The organism is Vibrio sp. HA2012 (assembly GCF_002812955.1).
GTDB lineage: Bacteria > Pseudomonadota > Gammaproteobacteria > Enterobacterales > Vibrionaceae > Vibrio.
Window position 1 is genome coordinate 294,009 of the sequence record NZ_PFXK01000002.1, and the last position, 14,007, is coordinate 308,015.

11 protein-coding genes are annotated in these 14,007 nt (G+C 45.2%); 7 read left to right on the forward strand and 4 right to left on the reverse strand.

Translation table 11 applies throughout. The annotated features are described in order from the left end of the window. The first annotated feature begins 45 nt into the window (after positions 1-45). Complete coding sequence (locus CSW98_RS05175; RefSeq protein ID WP_100799394.1) at positions 46-495, forward strand: DoxX family protein; 450 nt, start codon at positions 46-48, stop codon at positions 493-495. Between the two features lie 159 nt (positions 496-654). On the opposite strand, the gene glgC is transcribed toward CSW98_RS05175, so the two are convergent. Beyond that, positions 655-1,869 carry a glucose-1-phosphate adenylyltransferase gene (glgC, locus tag CSW98_RS05180; RefSeq protein WP_100799395.1) on the reverse strand — a complete coding sequence of 405 codons (1,215 nt, stop codon included), beginning with the start codon at positions 1,867-1,869 and terminating at the stop codon, positions 655-657. 231 nt (positions 1,870-2,100) lie between these two features. After that, on the reverse strand, positions 2,101-4,152 hold the full coding sequence (locus CSW98_RS05185) for an alpha-amylase (RefSeq protein ID WP_100799396.1): 2,052 nt from the start codon (positions 4,150-4,152) through the stop codon (positions 2,101-2,103). A gap of 192 nt (positions 4,153-4,344) precedes the next feature. On the opposite strand from CSW98_RS05185, the gene CSW98_RS05190 reads away from it, so the two are divergent. Both CSW98_RS05190 and CSW98_RS05195 read left to right on the forward strand, forming a co-directional pair. After that, positions 4,345-4,824 (forward strand): aminoacyl-tRNA deacylase, encoded by a 480-nt coding sequence (locus CSW98_RS05190; RefSeq protein WP_100799397.1) that lies wholly within the window; start codon positions 4,345-4,347, stop codon positions 4,822-4,824. Between the two features lie 186 nt (positions 4,825-5,010). Continuing rightward, on the forward strand, positions 5,011-5,919 hold the full coding sequence (locus CSW98_RS05195; protein WP_100799398.1) for an aldo/keto reductase: 909 nt from the start codon (positions 5,011-5,013) through the stop codon (positions 5,917-5,919). 138 nt (positions 5,920-6,057) lie between these two features. Here the strand turns inward: CSW98_RS05195 and CSW98_RS05200 are convergent, their stop codons facing one another. Continuing rightward, positions 6,058-7,503, reverse strand: a complete 1,446-nt coding sequence (locus CSW98_RS05200) for a sucrose-specific PTS transporter subunit IIBC (protein WP_100799399.1) — start codon at positions 7,501-7,503, stop codon at positions 6,058-6,060. A 464-nt stretch (positions 7,504-7,967) separates the two neighbouring features. On the opposite strand from CSW98_RS05200, the gene CSW98_RS05205 reads away from it, so the two are divergent. Both CSW98_RS05205 and CSW98_RS05210 read left to right on the forward strand, forming a co-directional pair. Beyond that, positions 7,968-9,599, forward strand: a complete 1,632-nt coding sequence (locus CSW98_RS05205; protein WP_100799400.1) for a glycoside hydrolase family 32 protein — start codon at positions 7,968-7,970, stop codon at positions 9,597-9,599. A gap of 178 nt (positions 9,600-9,777) precedes the next feature. Next, on the forward strand, positions 9,778-10,323 hold the full coding sequence (locus CSW98_RS05210; RefSeq protein ID WP_100799401.1) for a glutathione peroxidase: 546 nt from the start codon (positions 9,778-9,780) through the stop codon (positions 10,321-10,323). A 74-nt stretch (positions 10,324-10,397) separates the two neighbouring features. Here CSW98_RS05210 and cscK read toward each other — a convergent pair whose 3' ends face one another. Further along, positions 10,398-11,318 carry a fructokinase gene (gene cscK, locus CSW98_RS05215; RefSeq protein ID WP_100799402.1) on the reverse strand — a complete coding sequence of 307 codons (921 nt, stop codon included), beginning with the start codon at positions 11,316-11,318 and terminating at the stop codon, positions 10,398-10,400. A gap of 425 nt (positions 11,319-11,743) precedes the next feature. Here cscK and zwf point away from each other — a divergent pair, with 425 nt between their 5' ends. Further along, the gene (zwf, locus tag CSW98_RS05220) at positions 11,744-13,282 is read left to right on the forward strand and encodes a glucose-6-phosphate dehydrogenase (protein WP_100799403.1); all 1,539 of its coding nucleotides are present in this window, start codon (positions 11,744-11,746) and stop codon (positions 13,280-13,282) included. Next, the gene (pgl, locus tag CSW98_RS05225) at positions 13,282-14,007 is read left to right on the forward strand and encodes a 6-phosphogluconolactonase (protein WP_100799404.1); all 726 of its coding nucleotides are present in this window, start codon (positions 13,282-13,284) and stop codon (positions 14,005-14,007) included. The genes zwf and pgl overlap by 1 nt, the downstream gene beginning before the upstream one ends.

Sequence of the window (14,007 nt, forward strand, 5' to 3'; positions counted from 1 at the left end):
TATTTTTCATATCAACGATTGATAATTCTAGAACAAGGAATAATGATGAACGCTCAACGATTTTATAGGATTTTCCAGTCTGAAGCAGGAATTGCCCCATTATTGCTCAGACTTCCATTAGGTATAATTTTGTCGGCACACGGAGCCCAAAAGTTGTTTGGCTGGTTTGGTGGGTATGGGTTGGAAAGCACTGGTCAATGGATGGAAAGTATTGGTTTTGTTCCTGGTTTTTTGATGGCTTTACTTGCCGGTAGTGCCGAGTTTTTCGGGGGGCTGGCATTAGTACTGGGTATACTGACTCGTCCCGCTGCACTTGTGGCTGCATTCACTATGCTGATGGCAATGACTGTTCATATTAACAATGGACTATTTGTCCAGAACAATGGATATGAGTTTGCTTTAATTTTGCTGGCAGTAACGATTTATCTTGCAGTCATTGGTGCAGGACGCATTTCTGTAGACTGGTTGATTAGCGTGAAACTTCGAAAAGCGTAAACATCGCTCTGCATGAATCAATCTGGGCAGATGTACTTATTTGTCTGGGTAATAACGTCATTGATAATTGAGCATTTCAGCATTAATAGAGGTTACCAGCTGGTTTATTCTTCATACTGGTAACCATTCCTATCTTACGTCTGTATTTGGAAGAATTAATTAGAACTGGTACGCTTCCGGGATAACGACAACCCCCTGTTCTGACAGGGTGAAACGTTTTCGATCTTCTTCTTTGTTGACACCAATAGTTGTGTTCGGGGGTATTTTTACGTGTTTATCTACAATGCATCTGACCAGTTGGCAGCCTTCTCCGACTTCGACATCATCAAGTAAAATACTGTCTACGACCGTTGCACCATCATCGACCATGACACCGGAAGACAGAATAGAGTTCTGTACCGAGCCTCCGGAGATCACCACACCACTGGAGATGATAGAGTTAATAAAAATCCCTTCATTTCCGGTGATGGAAGACACGGTTCTGGCTGGTGGAAGCTGATGCTCATAGGTGCGGATTGCCCAGTTTTTCTGATACAGATTCATTGGCGGAACAGGTTTAAGCAGATCCATATTGGCCTGATAAAATGAGTCCAGCGTTCCGACATCCCGCCAGTAGGCATCTTGAGAAACCCGTCCTTCATGCCCACCGAAACGATGGGCATACACTTTTTCCTGAGTGATCAGCCGGGGAATAATATCTTTGCCAAAATCATGGCTGGATAAAGGGTCGGCGGCATCTGTTTCCAGAGCCTCTTCAAGAGCCTCTGTTGTAAAAATATAAATACCCATTGAAACCAGACTCTTTTCAGGATCTTCCAGAGTAGGGAAAGGCTTGTCTGGCTTTTCTGTAAAAGCAATGATTTTCTGTTCTGTGTCAGTTGCCATAACGCCGAATGCGGAAGCTTCTGACACAGGCACTTCCATACAAGCAATGGTAAGATCGGCATTGGTGGTTTTATGGCGCTCTAACATGGCGGCATAATCCATGCGGTAAATGTGATCTCCTGATAAAACAATGACATATTTTGCTTCGTTACGTGAGATTAGCCACAGGTTCTGGTAAATTGCATCGGCAGTTCCGCTGTACCATTGTTCTCCTTTACGCATCTGCGGGGGAACAACCGTAATGTATTCCCCCAGCTCCGGATTGAAGACTGACCAGCCATCGCGAAGATGTTTTTGCAGTGAATGGGATTTGTATTGAGTAAGTACAAGAATCCTGCGTAACCCGGAGTGCAGGCAGTTGGTCAGAGTAAAATCTATAATCCGGTATTTTCCACCAAATGGAACGGAAGGTTTTGCCCGGTTATCTGTCAGTGGGGAAAGTCTGGAACCCACACCTCCCGCCAGCACAACGGCCATTATATCTTGCATGCTTTATCTCCCTGTATTCACTAAGTTATTACGGTATAACAGTGAAACCTTTCAAGGAATAAGCCAAAAGATAATATACTGATATTTATGGTGTATCTGGTTCTTAACTTTACCTTTATCCCTGTTTTGGTGCGCAGAGTTCAGTGATTTGTGTCATGATGGTGCAAATGATGGTCTGGTACAGATAAGATATAAGCAGACGGGGCTGGAAGATGCTCCGTCTGCTGAATGTTATTGACCGGCAAAGGCTATGACTACTTTATCGTCTCCCAGCGTTCGGGAGAACACATAAGCATTTTTCTGCTCCAATACCTTATGTTCTCCGGCACCGATTGCTGGATGGGAATGGCGGAACTGACCGACAGTCTGCCAGTGTTTCAGAAGTGATTTGCGTTGGTCATCAAGTTTCCAGAGCATATCTGAACGAGTTCCCTGATGAAAATCGTCAGCATACGGGCCGATATTTCTGGCTATTTCATCGCCGTAGTAAACCTGAACAGCTCCCGGACTGAGTAGTAAGGCATTTGCTGCGGCTTTTTGCATTTCTATCGATTTGAAACGGCTGAAGAATAGTTCTGTGTCATGTGATGACATATAACTGACAGGGTTAAAATCCGGCTCAGTCCGGAGCGTATCGGCATAGCTCTGGTAGGTATCGGCCATCTGGCTGAAACACGTTGCTCCTTTATCCATTTTTTTCTGCATATCGAAATTGATTAATGCATCAAATCCATCATCAAAATACGGACTGCGGTAGGCTGAGTGTCCCCATACTTCTCCCATCATAAAGAAAGGCTGTTCGGTCTGATTATGTGCTTTTTGCCACAGCTTAAGGCTGCGTGAGGCCTCGGTTTTCAGCCGTTTCCAGATATCTCCTTCAACATGCTTTACGGTGTCAACCCGGAAACCATCAATACCAAAGCGTTTTACCCAGTCTGTCTGCCATTCTATCAGGTAGTCTGACACACGATAATGTTGACGAGCCAGAACTCGTGTTCCCGGATTATTTAAAAGCCATTTTGGTGGGATCACTGATGTATCGGATTCAGTCAAAAAATCAGGCAAACCGGCCAGAGAAAGAGTGGTATCACTGGTTCCCGGCTGTGGATAACCCGGCAGCCTGGAACGAACCCAGTCGCTGCCCCACCAGTTTTTCCAAGCGATACTTTGTTTGTTGATGTGTGATTGATAACTATGCCAGTTCTGATTCGTTTCCGGCGTCCAGTCGGCCCACTTTGTTGGCCAGGTGCCTCCGGGGGTGATAACATCAATATGGTCAAACTGCAAATCGGCCAGTGAGGAATATCCAGCATGGTTGATTACGGCATCAAACAGAACTTTGATGCCACGTTTATGTGCTTCTTGAATTAACTGTTGCAGATCGGTCTCTGAGCCGAAATTTTCATCAATTTTAGTAAAATCCCGAGCCCAGTAGCCGTGGTAACCATAGAAAGGAAATGAGCCACTTTCTCCTCCCCCGACAAAGCCGTGTATCTGTTCCACAATCGGTGAAAGCCAGATAGCATCAGTACCCAGACTTTTAATATAGTCCAGCTTCTCGGTGACCCCTTTCAGATCTCCGCCATGAAAGGTACCAACTTCATCTTTACCGTCTTTGTGTCGTCCGTAGCTGTGGTCGTTGGTATGATCCGCATTATTGAAACGGTCTACCATGACAAAGTAGATATTGGCATTTCTCCAGTTTAGTGTTGTTTTCGCCTGTGGTTTTTCTACGGGTTCCAGTAAGACCAGTCCTCCGCTTTCTTTTGATGGTATAAAAGAGACCTTTCCGGACTGTACAATGGCCGTTTTTCCGGTGAAAGCATCTCTGAGTTCAGTACCATCAGTGAAGGTATCATTTAGAATTATTGTGACCACGTCACTTATTCGTGCTTCACACTGAACGTTGGGAAGCGGGCGCTTGAATTCAGTTTCGGTTGCTTTTTGTGCCTGACGTGTAACAGACAGGGTATGTGCAACCGCGTCATAGCTGAATGCGTAGTCACCGGAAAAATGGATTTTAAGTGGCAACCGGGTATCTGTACCGCAATTCAGAGCAATGGGTTTGCTAAAACGAATTTTTTGCTTATCTGGTGCCCTGCAGTCGCCTGTGATATCAGAAATTTTTACTGTATAGCTGTCTTTTGCAAGTGGGATAACCAGTGGTCTGTCCGCAGATAACGGGAAATCCCGGCTGTTGGTAGTCGTGGATACAGACAGGTTTGCTGCCAATATGCCGGGAGAAACCAGTAGCACGGTCAGACCAAGAATCTTATATTTCATGTGTATCCCTTTTGAAGCGTATATCGGGAAAGCATAAATAACTCATACAGAAGAAACATCATTCTGCCGTCTACGCCTTAAAAACGTTATCCGGATCAAGCAAGGGGCGTAGAAAATATCATGGTAAAGGTTACAGCGAAGAAGATATCTGTTCACTATACTTACAAGGGTATATGGAGTACGGAGGTTAAAATGACCATTGCAACCCGCTTAAATCATTATCTGTCAGATCATTGTATTCCTTATCAAACCGTCAATCACAGCCCGAGTATCAGTTCACTTCATACTGCGATTGAGGCTCATGTACCTCCGATGCATATTGCAAAAGGGGTTATTTTAGAGGATCACGAAGGACGACACATGATGGCAGTTCTTCCGGCGAATGCTAAGGTGAGTCTGTCTATTCTGAATGATGCATTTTGTGCCAGCTACCATCTGGTCAAAGAGCATGACGTGTATAACATGTTTGAAGACTGCAGGCACGGTGCAGTTCCCCCTATGGGGAATGTTTACCATATGTCTATGGTTTGTGATACAACCCTGGCGGAACTGGAACATGTATATCTGGAAGCCGGTGACCATGAAACTTTGATTAAGCTGGATAGGAATGCTTTTAAAGAGTTTATGGGACACAGCCGATATTTGAGTTTTGCAAGTCAGGTTTTTCATTAATAATCAACAAGAAAGAAAAGGCTTCTGTTTTTAGGGCAGAAGCCTTTTCTTTTCTGGATGGTAAAGAATACAGTGACGGTGATTCATCTATGGATAACGTAGCGTTGAGGCAGGGCTGAAATCCGTCTAGGATAATCTGCATTATGGTATACCGAAACAGACATTAAAGAGAAAGGAGACAACCGTATGGTTGCAAAAGTACAATTATCGCCGAAAGGGCCGGAATTTTCTGAGCTGGTACAGGGATACTGGCGTATGGCTGAGTGGGATATGAGTCCGCAAGAGCGCCTTAGTTTCCTGAAACAGCATATTGATCTTGGAATTACAACCGTTGACCATGCTGATATCTACGGAAATTATGAGTGTGAACGCTTGTTTGGTGAGGGGCTTGCGCTGGAAAAAAGTATTCGGGAAAAGATTCAGATTGTTACTAAGTGTGATATTAAGCTCTGCACCGATAAATTTCCTGAGCGTAAGGTTAATCACTACGATACTGGTAAGAAACATATTCTTGAGTCTGTTGATCATTCTCTTCAACGTTTAAATACGGAAAATATCGATGTTCTGCTGATACACCGTCCGGATGTGCTGATGGATGCTGATGAAGTTGCGGAAGTTTTTGCTGAACTAAAACAGTCAGGAAAAGTAACGCACTTTGGTGTGTCAAATTTTACGCCGCGTCAGTTTGAACTGCTTCAGTCTCGTCTGGATATACCTCTGGTAACGAATCAGGTTGAGATCAACCCACTGAATTTTGATGTTGCACATGATGGTACTCTGGATCAGATGCAGATGCTGCGTACCCGGCCTATGGCATGGTCGTGTTTGGCTGGTGGCGGGATTTTCTCGGGTGAATCGGAGCAGGGTGTCCGGGTTCGCCATGAACTGGAAACCATTCGCCAGGAAGTGGGGGCTGCAACGATTGACCAGGTTATTTATGCCTGGGTTCGCCGTTTGCCGGCAAAACCTTTGCCGATTATTGGTTCCGGTAAGATTGAACGGGTAAAAAGTGCGACAGAAGCCCTGAATATCGAACTGACCCGTGAGCAGTGGTTCCGGGTTTGGGGCGCATCAAAAGGTCATGGTGTGCCATAGGCTGCAAGGAAGAGTCGTTCAATAAGGTTTGGAAAATAAAGTCAAATCTATAAAAAAGAAAGCCTGCCAGAAAACCACCCGGCAGGCTTTTTTGCAAAGACACATGGTTAATAATGTGCTGTGTCTAGGGGGATATTATTATGCAGTGGCTGCTTTCGATGCACCCGCTTTTGATTTTTGACGAGAACCCAGAGCAAGAGTCAGGGCAAATGAAACTGCGAAAGAAATCAGCATACCAATAACATACACACTGATGCTGTCCGGACGGATAGAAATGATACCCGGCAGACCCGCTGCACCCAGAGCCTGAGCTTTTACGTTGAACATGGTCAGGAATGCACTGGATACCGCAGCAGCACAGATTGCTGCAATAAACGGATAACGCAGTTTCAGGTTCACACCAAACATTGCCGGTTCAGTAATACCCAGCAGCGCGGTGATACCGGACGGCAGGGCAATCCCTTTGGTTTTCACATCTTTTGTCGTTACACCGACGGCCAGAGCAGCTGCTCCCTGAGCAATGTTAGACATCGCCGCGATAGGGAAGATAAAAGTACCTCCGGTCACGGCAATATCGGCCAGCAATTGGGTTTCGATGGCAATAAAGCTATGGTGCATACCGGTGATAACGAATGGTGCGTAGATAAAGCCGAATAATGCACCGCCGACAAAACCGGCGGAGTCGTACAGCCAGTTCAGACCATCACCCAGCAGGAAGCCGATGTCACGGGTTGCCGGTCCTACCAGTGTGAACGTCAGGAAACCGGTAATAAAGATAGCCAGCATTGGCGTCAGCAGGTTGTCCAGTACCGATGGGATAACGCAACGCAGCCCGTTTTCTACTTTGGCCAGAATAAAGGCACACACCAGTACCGGCAGAACCGAGCCCTGATATCCTACTTTCTGAATCTCAAAACCAAAGATGTTCCACGTTGGAATAGTTCCGGCCACACTTGCGCCACCGAATCCCCAGCCATTCAGCAGATCAGGGTGAACCATCAGCATACCCAGAGCTGCGCCGAGGAATGGGTTGCCGCCAAACTTCTTCGATGCAGAGAAGGCAAGCAGAACCGGCAGGTAAACAAAAGGAGCGTTAGCAAAAGTGTTGATCATACTTGCCAGATCGGCCATACCCGGGTTGGCATCGATCAATGACATGCCATCGATAAACAGGCCCTTAGCGGTCAGTACGTTAAACAGCCCCATCAGCAGACCGCCAGCCACGATAGCCGGGATAATAGGAACAAAGATGTCAGATAAACCTTTTACTGCCCGCTGAACGATGTTCTGTTTTTGTGCCCCGATGGCGGCCACGTCACGGGTGGACATATCAGCCATCCCGGTGAGAGAGGCCATTTCGGCGTATACCTTATTGACGATACCGGAGCCGAAGATGATCTGGTACTGTCCGGCAACCTTAAACTGGCCTTTAACACCGTCAAGGTTTTCGATGGCTTCTTCCTGGATCAGAGACTCATCTTTTACAGCCAGGCGAAGGCGGGTGGCACAGTGTGCCAGAGCATCGAGATTGGCTTTACCGCCGATCAGCTCTAAGAGTTCTTTTGCTACTGCAGGGTAGTTCATAATTTACTCCAGTTATTGATGTCGTATCTTACAGACGTAACTTGATAAAAATTGTTTGTTCGGGAACGTTTGCAAAATGGATTTTTCGATATCTTTTTCTTTTCGTCAAAGAGAATAGGGTTGAAACGTGATTATGATCGTTTTTTTACCTTTCCATAGAGTATTTGTGTGATCGTTGATTATGTTTCTATGTGATAAATATGAGAACGATTGCGAAAATGTAATGAACAAGGGTGATATCCTATAAAAAGACAGGAATCTGATACAGATAGGCACTTGTCAGCGAAATCATAAGCAAGATTCTGCTTATAGTATGGTGAAAACGCTTTCTCTATAGTGAATGATACGGAAAAATACCAGTTCAAGTTCACAGTTTTATCCACTCTATGGGTGTTCAGCTTGTGTTTACTGATAGCTTAAAATAGAGTTGCAAACGTTCCCGATTCGTATTGAGAGTACAAAGTATGCTGCTAGCCCCATTTATAGAAGATTGTGGTGGTATTGAGAATGTCGTTCGTGTCCTTCTTCCTGATGAACGTTTGATTGTAGAGGTAAGAAATCCGGCTCTTATCAGGAACAAGATTGCTGATAGTCAGTTTAACAAGAGGCTTTCTCAGATAACCTATCAAACATTCCCTGCATTGACATCTGATGAACTATTGAATCTGGGAAAAGATATTGCAAAACATCAACTGGCGATGGCTGAAGATTTTACTGTGCCAGTTGAATGTGATTATCGCCCCTTGTGGCATGTTTCCCCACCAAGAGGGTTACTGAATGATCCTAATGGTTTTATCTATCATAATGGTGAATATCATCTGTTTTATCAGTGGCACCCGTTTTCCTGTGAACATAAAGATAAGTACTGGGCTCACCTGAGCAGTCAGGATTTGATCAACTGGCAATGGAAGCCGGTTCCGTTAACTCCGTCAGACTGGTTCGACTGCCATGGTGTTTTTTCTGGCCATGCTGTTAGCCTGGATGATGAACTGATGCTGTTTTATACAGGGAATGTCCGGGTGGGTGAACAGCGAGACCGGCATACCACTCAGTGTCTGGCCGTATCGAAAGATGGAATTCATTTTGAGAAAAAGGGACCGGTGATCTTCGACCTTCCTCCGCAGGTTACTCCGCACTGCCGTGATCCTAAAATCATTAAGCATAATGATGAATGGTTGATGTTGCTTGGTGCACAGCGAGATGATCTTAAAGGCCGTCTTGCTGTGTATAAATCATCAGATTTATACACCTGGTCTTTCTATAAGCTTTGCGGAGATGAATTGGGTGATTTCGGCTATATGTGGGAATGCCCGGATATGTTTAAATTAGGTGAGCAGCTTTTTGTTGTGATTGGTCCTCAGGGAATCAAATCCGGAAGTCCGCATCATACGATTCCGCATCATAACGGCATTGCTAAAGCAGCATTGAGCAAAGACGGTGATATCACACTCTCTGAATTCCGGAATCTGGACTACGGTTTTGATTTTTATGCCCCGCAAACCATGCAAACCTGTGATGGACGCAGAGTAATGAGTGGCTGGATGGGATTACCGGATGAAGACAATCAACCGACAACGGATAATGGCTGGTTGCACCAACTGACAGTATTGCGTGAAATAGTCTTTGTGGATGGTCACCTGCTTCAGATGCCGATAAAAGAGATGCAGTCTCTACGCAGGGAGCAACATGTACTAAACCTGAATAACAGTGGTTTTGATTTACAGACTAAGGCGTATGAACTGACTACAACACTGAAGTGGGGCAGTACACTTTCTCTGTTTAAAGATGAGGATAATCAGCTGGATATCTGTCTGGATAGTGATACCCGAACCCTATTACTTGACCGCACTAAAACTGAGCTTAGACAAGGTGATACCATTCGTGAGCTGACTCTGGAAGAGTGTGATCAGGTTGAACTGCGTATTTGGGCTGATACCTCGTCGATAGAGATTTTTATTAATCAGGGTGAATTCGTTATGTCCAGCAGGGTATATACACCGAAGCAAGCCACGGGCATATGGCTGAAAGGTCAGGCTAAACTGGATATCTGGACACTTAATCCAGCCAGTAAGCCATTTGCACAGCAGATGTCCTGAGTTTATTTTATTTGGCTCCGAAGCCCGTCAGGTTTTTTCACTGACGGGCCTTTTGTTGTGATGTTGATGGGAAAGTTCATAATAAAAGTTGTGCGCAATATAATTTTGCGCTATTTTTATTGGTGAGTTGGCCGGAAGGGTCAATATATATCCATAACAAATGAGAAAGGAAAGTACCATGGGCTCAATTTACGATATTGATGTAGTGACCATTGACGGTAAAGCACAAAAATTATCTGACTATAAAGGCAAAGCACTGTTGGTTGTCAATACAGCTTCTGAATGTGGTTTGACGCCTCAATATGAGGCTCTGGAAAAACTGTATGAAGCACATAAAGAGCAAGGTTTCGAGATATTGGGATTCCCGTGTAACCAGTTTGGTGCGCAGGAACCGGGGGAAGACGCAGATATCAAGTCATTCTGCACCGCTCGTTTTGGCGTTACTTTCCCTATGTTCAGCAAAGTGGATGTTAACGGAGAACATCGGCATCCTCTGTATAAGGCATTGTTTTCTGCTCTGCCTGAACGTACCACAGCTCCTGATAGCGGTTTTGTGGACAAGCTAAAAGGGTATGGTTTTGAAATAAAAGATGGTGATATTCTGTGGAATTTTGAGAAATTTCTTGTCAGCAGAGAAGGTGACATCATTGGGCATTTTGCTCCGGATATGACTCCGGATCACCCTATTTTAACAGCAGCTCTGGATGCGGCATTAGCGGAATAAACGCTCTGTGGCATCAATTCCCCCGAAGCCATTTGGGTTCTGGGGGGAATTTTTTATCTGTTAAATAAAGTTTCTTAGCCGATGTATTTCAGCAGGGCAGACTCAGATGGTAAGGCTGTCATTGCTCCTTTTTGAGTTGTTGCCAGAGCACCGCAGCCATTTGCCCAGCGAACTGCATCATAAATAGTTTCCTTATTGTTCCAGTTGTCGCTTTGAGCCAAACGAGTGATTAAACCACCAACGAATGCATCCCCGGCACCGGTTGTATCTTTAGGTTGCACGGCCTTACCGGCAACCAGTTCTTGTGTGCCGTTATGGATAACCAGCGCTCCTTTCGCCCCCTGTGTGATAAGCACCAGAGGATTATGGTAGGCTCCGATATATTTCAGCCCCTCTTCCAGCGTACTGGTATCGGTCAGGAACAGCAGCTCATCATCAGAGAATTTAACGACATCTGCCAGTGCAACGGCTTTTAGCACCACCGATTTGATCTCAGACTGATTGGCCCATACTTCATCACGTAAATTCGGGTCAAAACTGACACAGCCTCCGGCGGCTTTTATCTGTTCCATTGCTGTAAAAGTTGTGCTGCGGCTTGGCTCGTTAGCCAGAGCAATGGAACAGACATGCAGCCACTGACCAGCGGAAAATTCCGGAATATCATCAAGCTGGGTAAACTGATCGGCGCTTGGTTTAACCATAAAAGTGAAGCTACGCTCCCCGGAATCATCCAGATCGACAATTACTGTAGAAGTGCGCTGTTTTTCGTCCAGCAGCATAAACTGAGTATCGACGCCTTCAGCGGACAGTGTCTTCTGCATAAACCGGCCCAGAGGATCCTGACCCACCCGACCAAAGAAAGCACTGTCACCACCTAAGCGGGAAACGGCTACCGCTACGTTAGCTGGGGCTCCACCCGGGCATTTCAGATAGGTTTCTGTGCCTTCGGGAATCAAATCTACAACGGCATCGCCGGTAACCCAAACTCTGTTCATATTTTTAAACCTTTGATTACGCATTTTTGCTGAAAAATAGTTTACTAAATCGGTTTAGCAATGCAATAAACTAACTGTTTATCTGCGGTACAGGATACGAAAAGTGTGATCTGGCAAAGTGTCACGGCTTTGCCTATCAAAACAATAGGCAGACTCGACTTTGAAAGAGTCAGAAGGTTTATTATCTTTTGTCGCATGGCTATTTTCTTGAACTGAATGTGTGGACTAAGTTCTGAGTCCTTCCGCTGAAAATTACTATGGCCTATTTATAGGAAATAGAAAGAATAAATAATGGGTTGAACTGTGTTACCGGTAAACCTATAGTAGGGACAGTCGTTAACTTAAGGGCTCCGTCTTAATGGCTGTCATGGGCATAATGATGGAGAAAGGCAAACAATAGCAGTATTAACTGCAATGAGAACGCTATGGTTAATGTAGAAAGAAGGGACGATGATAAGCCAACAGTATTGATCCCGGAAAATAACATAATCGTCATTTTTGGCGCTTCCGGTGATTTAACGCAGCGAAAACTTATTCCTGCGTTTTATCACCTTTATGTGAATGACCTCCTGCCCCCGGATTTTGCTATTTTAGGGGCAAGCCGGACTGATTTTTCCGATCAGGGGTTCCGGGATAAGATGAAATTGGCCTTACAGGCCGGTTCAGAGACCAATGAGGCTCATCTGAGCGGTTTTTGTGAACATCTTTATTATCAGGCTCTTAATACATCTGATAGAACAGAATATGGGGCATTAAAAGCCAGACTCGAAGAGGTACACAAGAAACACAATACAGGCGGTAATACAGTGTATTACCTGTCTACGCCACCCAGCCTTTACGGTGTGATTCCGGAATGTCTGGCTGCGCATGGTCTGAATGAAGAACACGATGGCTGGAAAAACCTGATTGTAGAAAAACCGTTTGGGTACGATTTGCAGTCTGCTACTGAGCTGGATCAGACCATTCATGCTTATTTTAAAGAGCATCAGATTTACCGTATTGACCATTATCTTGGTAAAGAAACCGTACAAAATTTACTGGTTTTCCGCTTTTCGAACGCTCTGTTTGAGCCTTTATGGAACCGTAACTTTATCGACCATGTGGAAATCACATCAGCTGAATTTCTTGGGGTCGAAGAGCGGGGTGGTTATTACGACACCGCCGGTGCGATGCGGGATATGTTCCAGAACCACCTGCTGCAGGTACTGGCTATGGTTGCAATGGAACCTCCGTCAGCGATCAACGCAGATTCTATGCGGGATGAAGCAGTGAAAGTGATGCAGAGCTTCCGTCCTCTGTCTGAGCAGGATCTGAAACAGAACCTGATACTGGGGCAGTATACTGGTTCGGAAGTCCGCGGACAGTATCTGCCTGGTTACCGGGAAGAAAAAGGGGTGTCAGAAGATTCCAGAACGGAAACCTATGTCGGATTGAAAATGTTTATTGATAACTGGCGCTGGAATGGTGTTCCTTTTTATGTTCGTACCGGTAAACGTCTGCCTACCCGGGTGACGGAAGTAGTCATCCATTTTAAAGATACACCGCATCCGATTTTTAGTGCGAATTCGCCGGAGAATAAACTGATTATCCGTATTCAGCCGGATGAAGGTATTTTGATGAGTTTCGGCCTGAAGAAACCGGGAGCAGGATTCGAGACCAAGCAGGTATCGATGGATTTTCACTATGATGATATGGGTGAAGCCAACATGTTGACGGCTTATGAACGTCTGTTGCTGGACTGTATGAAAGGTGATGCTACGTTGTTTACCCGTAGTGATGCCGTACAAACCTGTTGGAAGTTTGTTCAGCCAATACTGAATTTTAAAGAAAACTGCGAACACCTGTTTGGGTACGCAGCGGGAACATGGGGACCCAAAGAAGCGGATGAGTTATTAAAGAATGATGGCCGGGACTGGCGCTTCCCATGTAAGAACCTGACTGATACTGATTATTGTGAGTTGTAATGATGGATTATAAATTATTCGAAACACCTGAAGCCGTAGTTATCTCTCTGGCAGACACTATGCTGAAAATGAGTCTGGAAGGACGCCCTGTTCATATTTCTTTATCTGGCGGAAGTACACCGAAATTGCTGTTTAAAACGTTGGCTCAGACTCCGTATGCGGAAAGCATTCAGTGGCACAATCTGCATTTTTGGTGGGGAGATGAGCGGTGTGTAGAACCAACGGATCCGGAAAGTAATTATGGCGAAGCCAATACACTGCTGTTCAGCCATGTTGAACTGCCTGAAGAAAATATTCACCGTATTCGCGGAGAAGATAGTCCGGAAAAAGAAGTCATTCGTTTTGCTAATGAAATGGACGCGGTGATTCCACATAAAAATACCCTTCCTGTTTTTGACTGGATCCTGCTGGGGATGGGGGGCGATGGCCACACAGCTTCTCTTTTCCCATATAAAACCGATTTTAAAGACGAAAACCTAACCGTGATTGCATCACACCCAGAAAGTGGTCAATTACGTATTTCCAAAACAGCCCGGCTTCTGGCAAATGCAGAGCGTATTACTTACCTGGTTCTGGGGGAAAGTAAAGCCGCTGTTTTGAAAGAAATTCATGATATGCCTGAAGAAGCACTACCGTATCCCGCTGCTAAAGTAAAATCTACACGGGGTAAGACGGAGTGGTATCTGGATGCCGCAGCAGCGAAACTATTTGCGAGAGGGGAATAA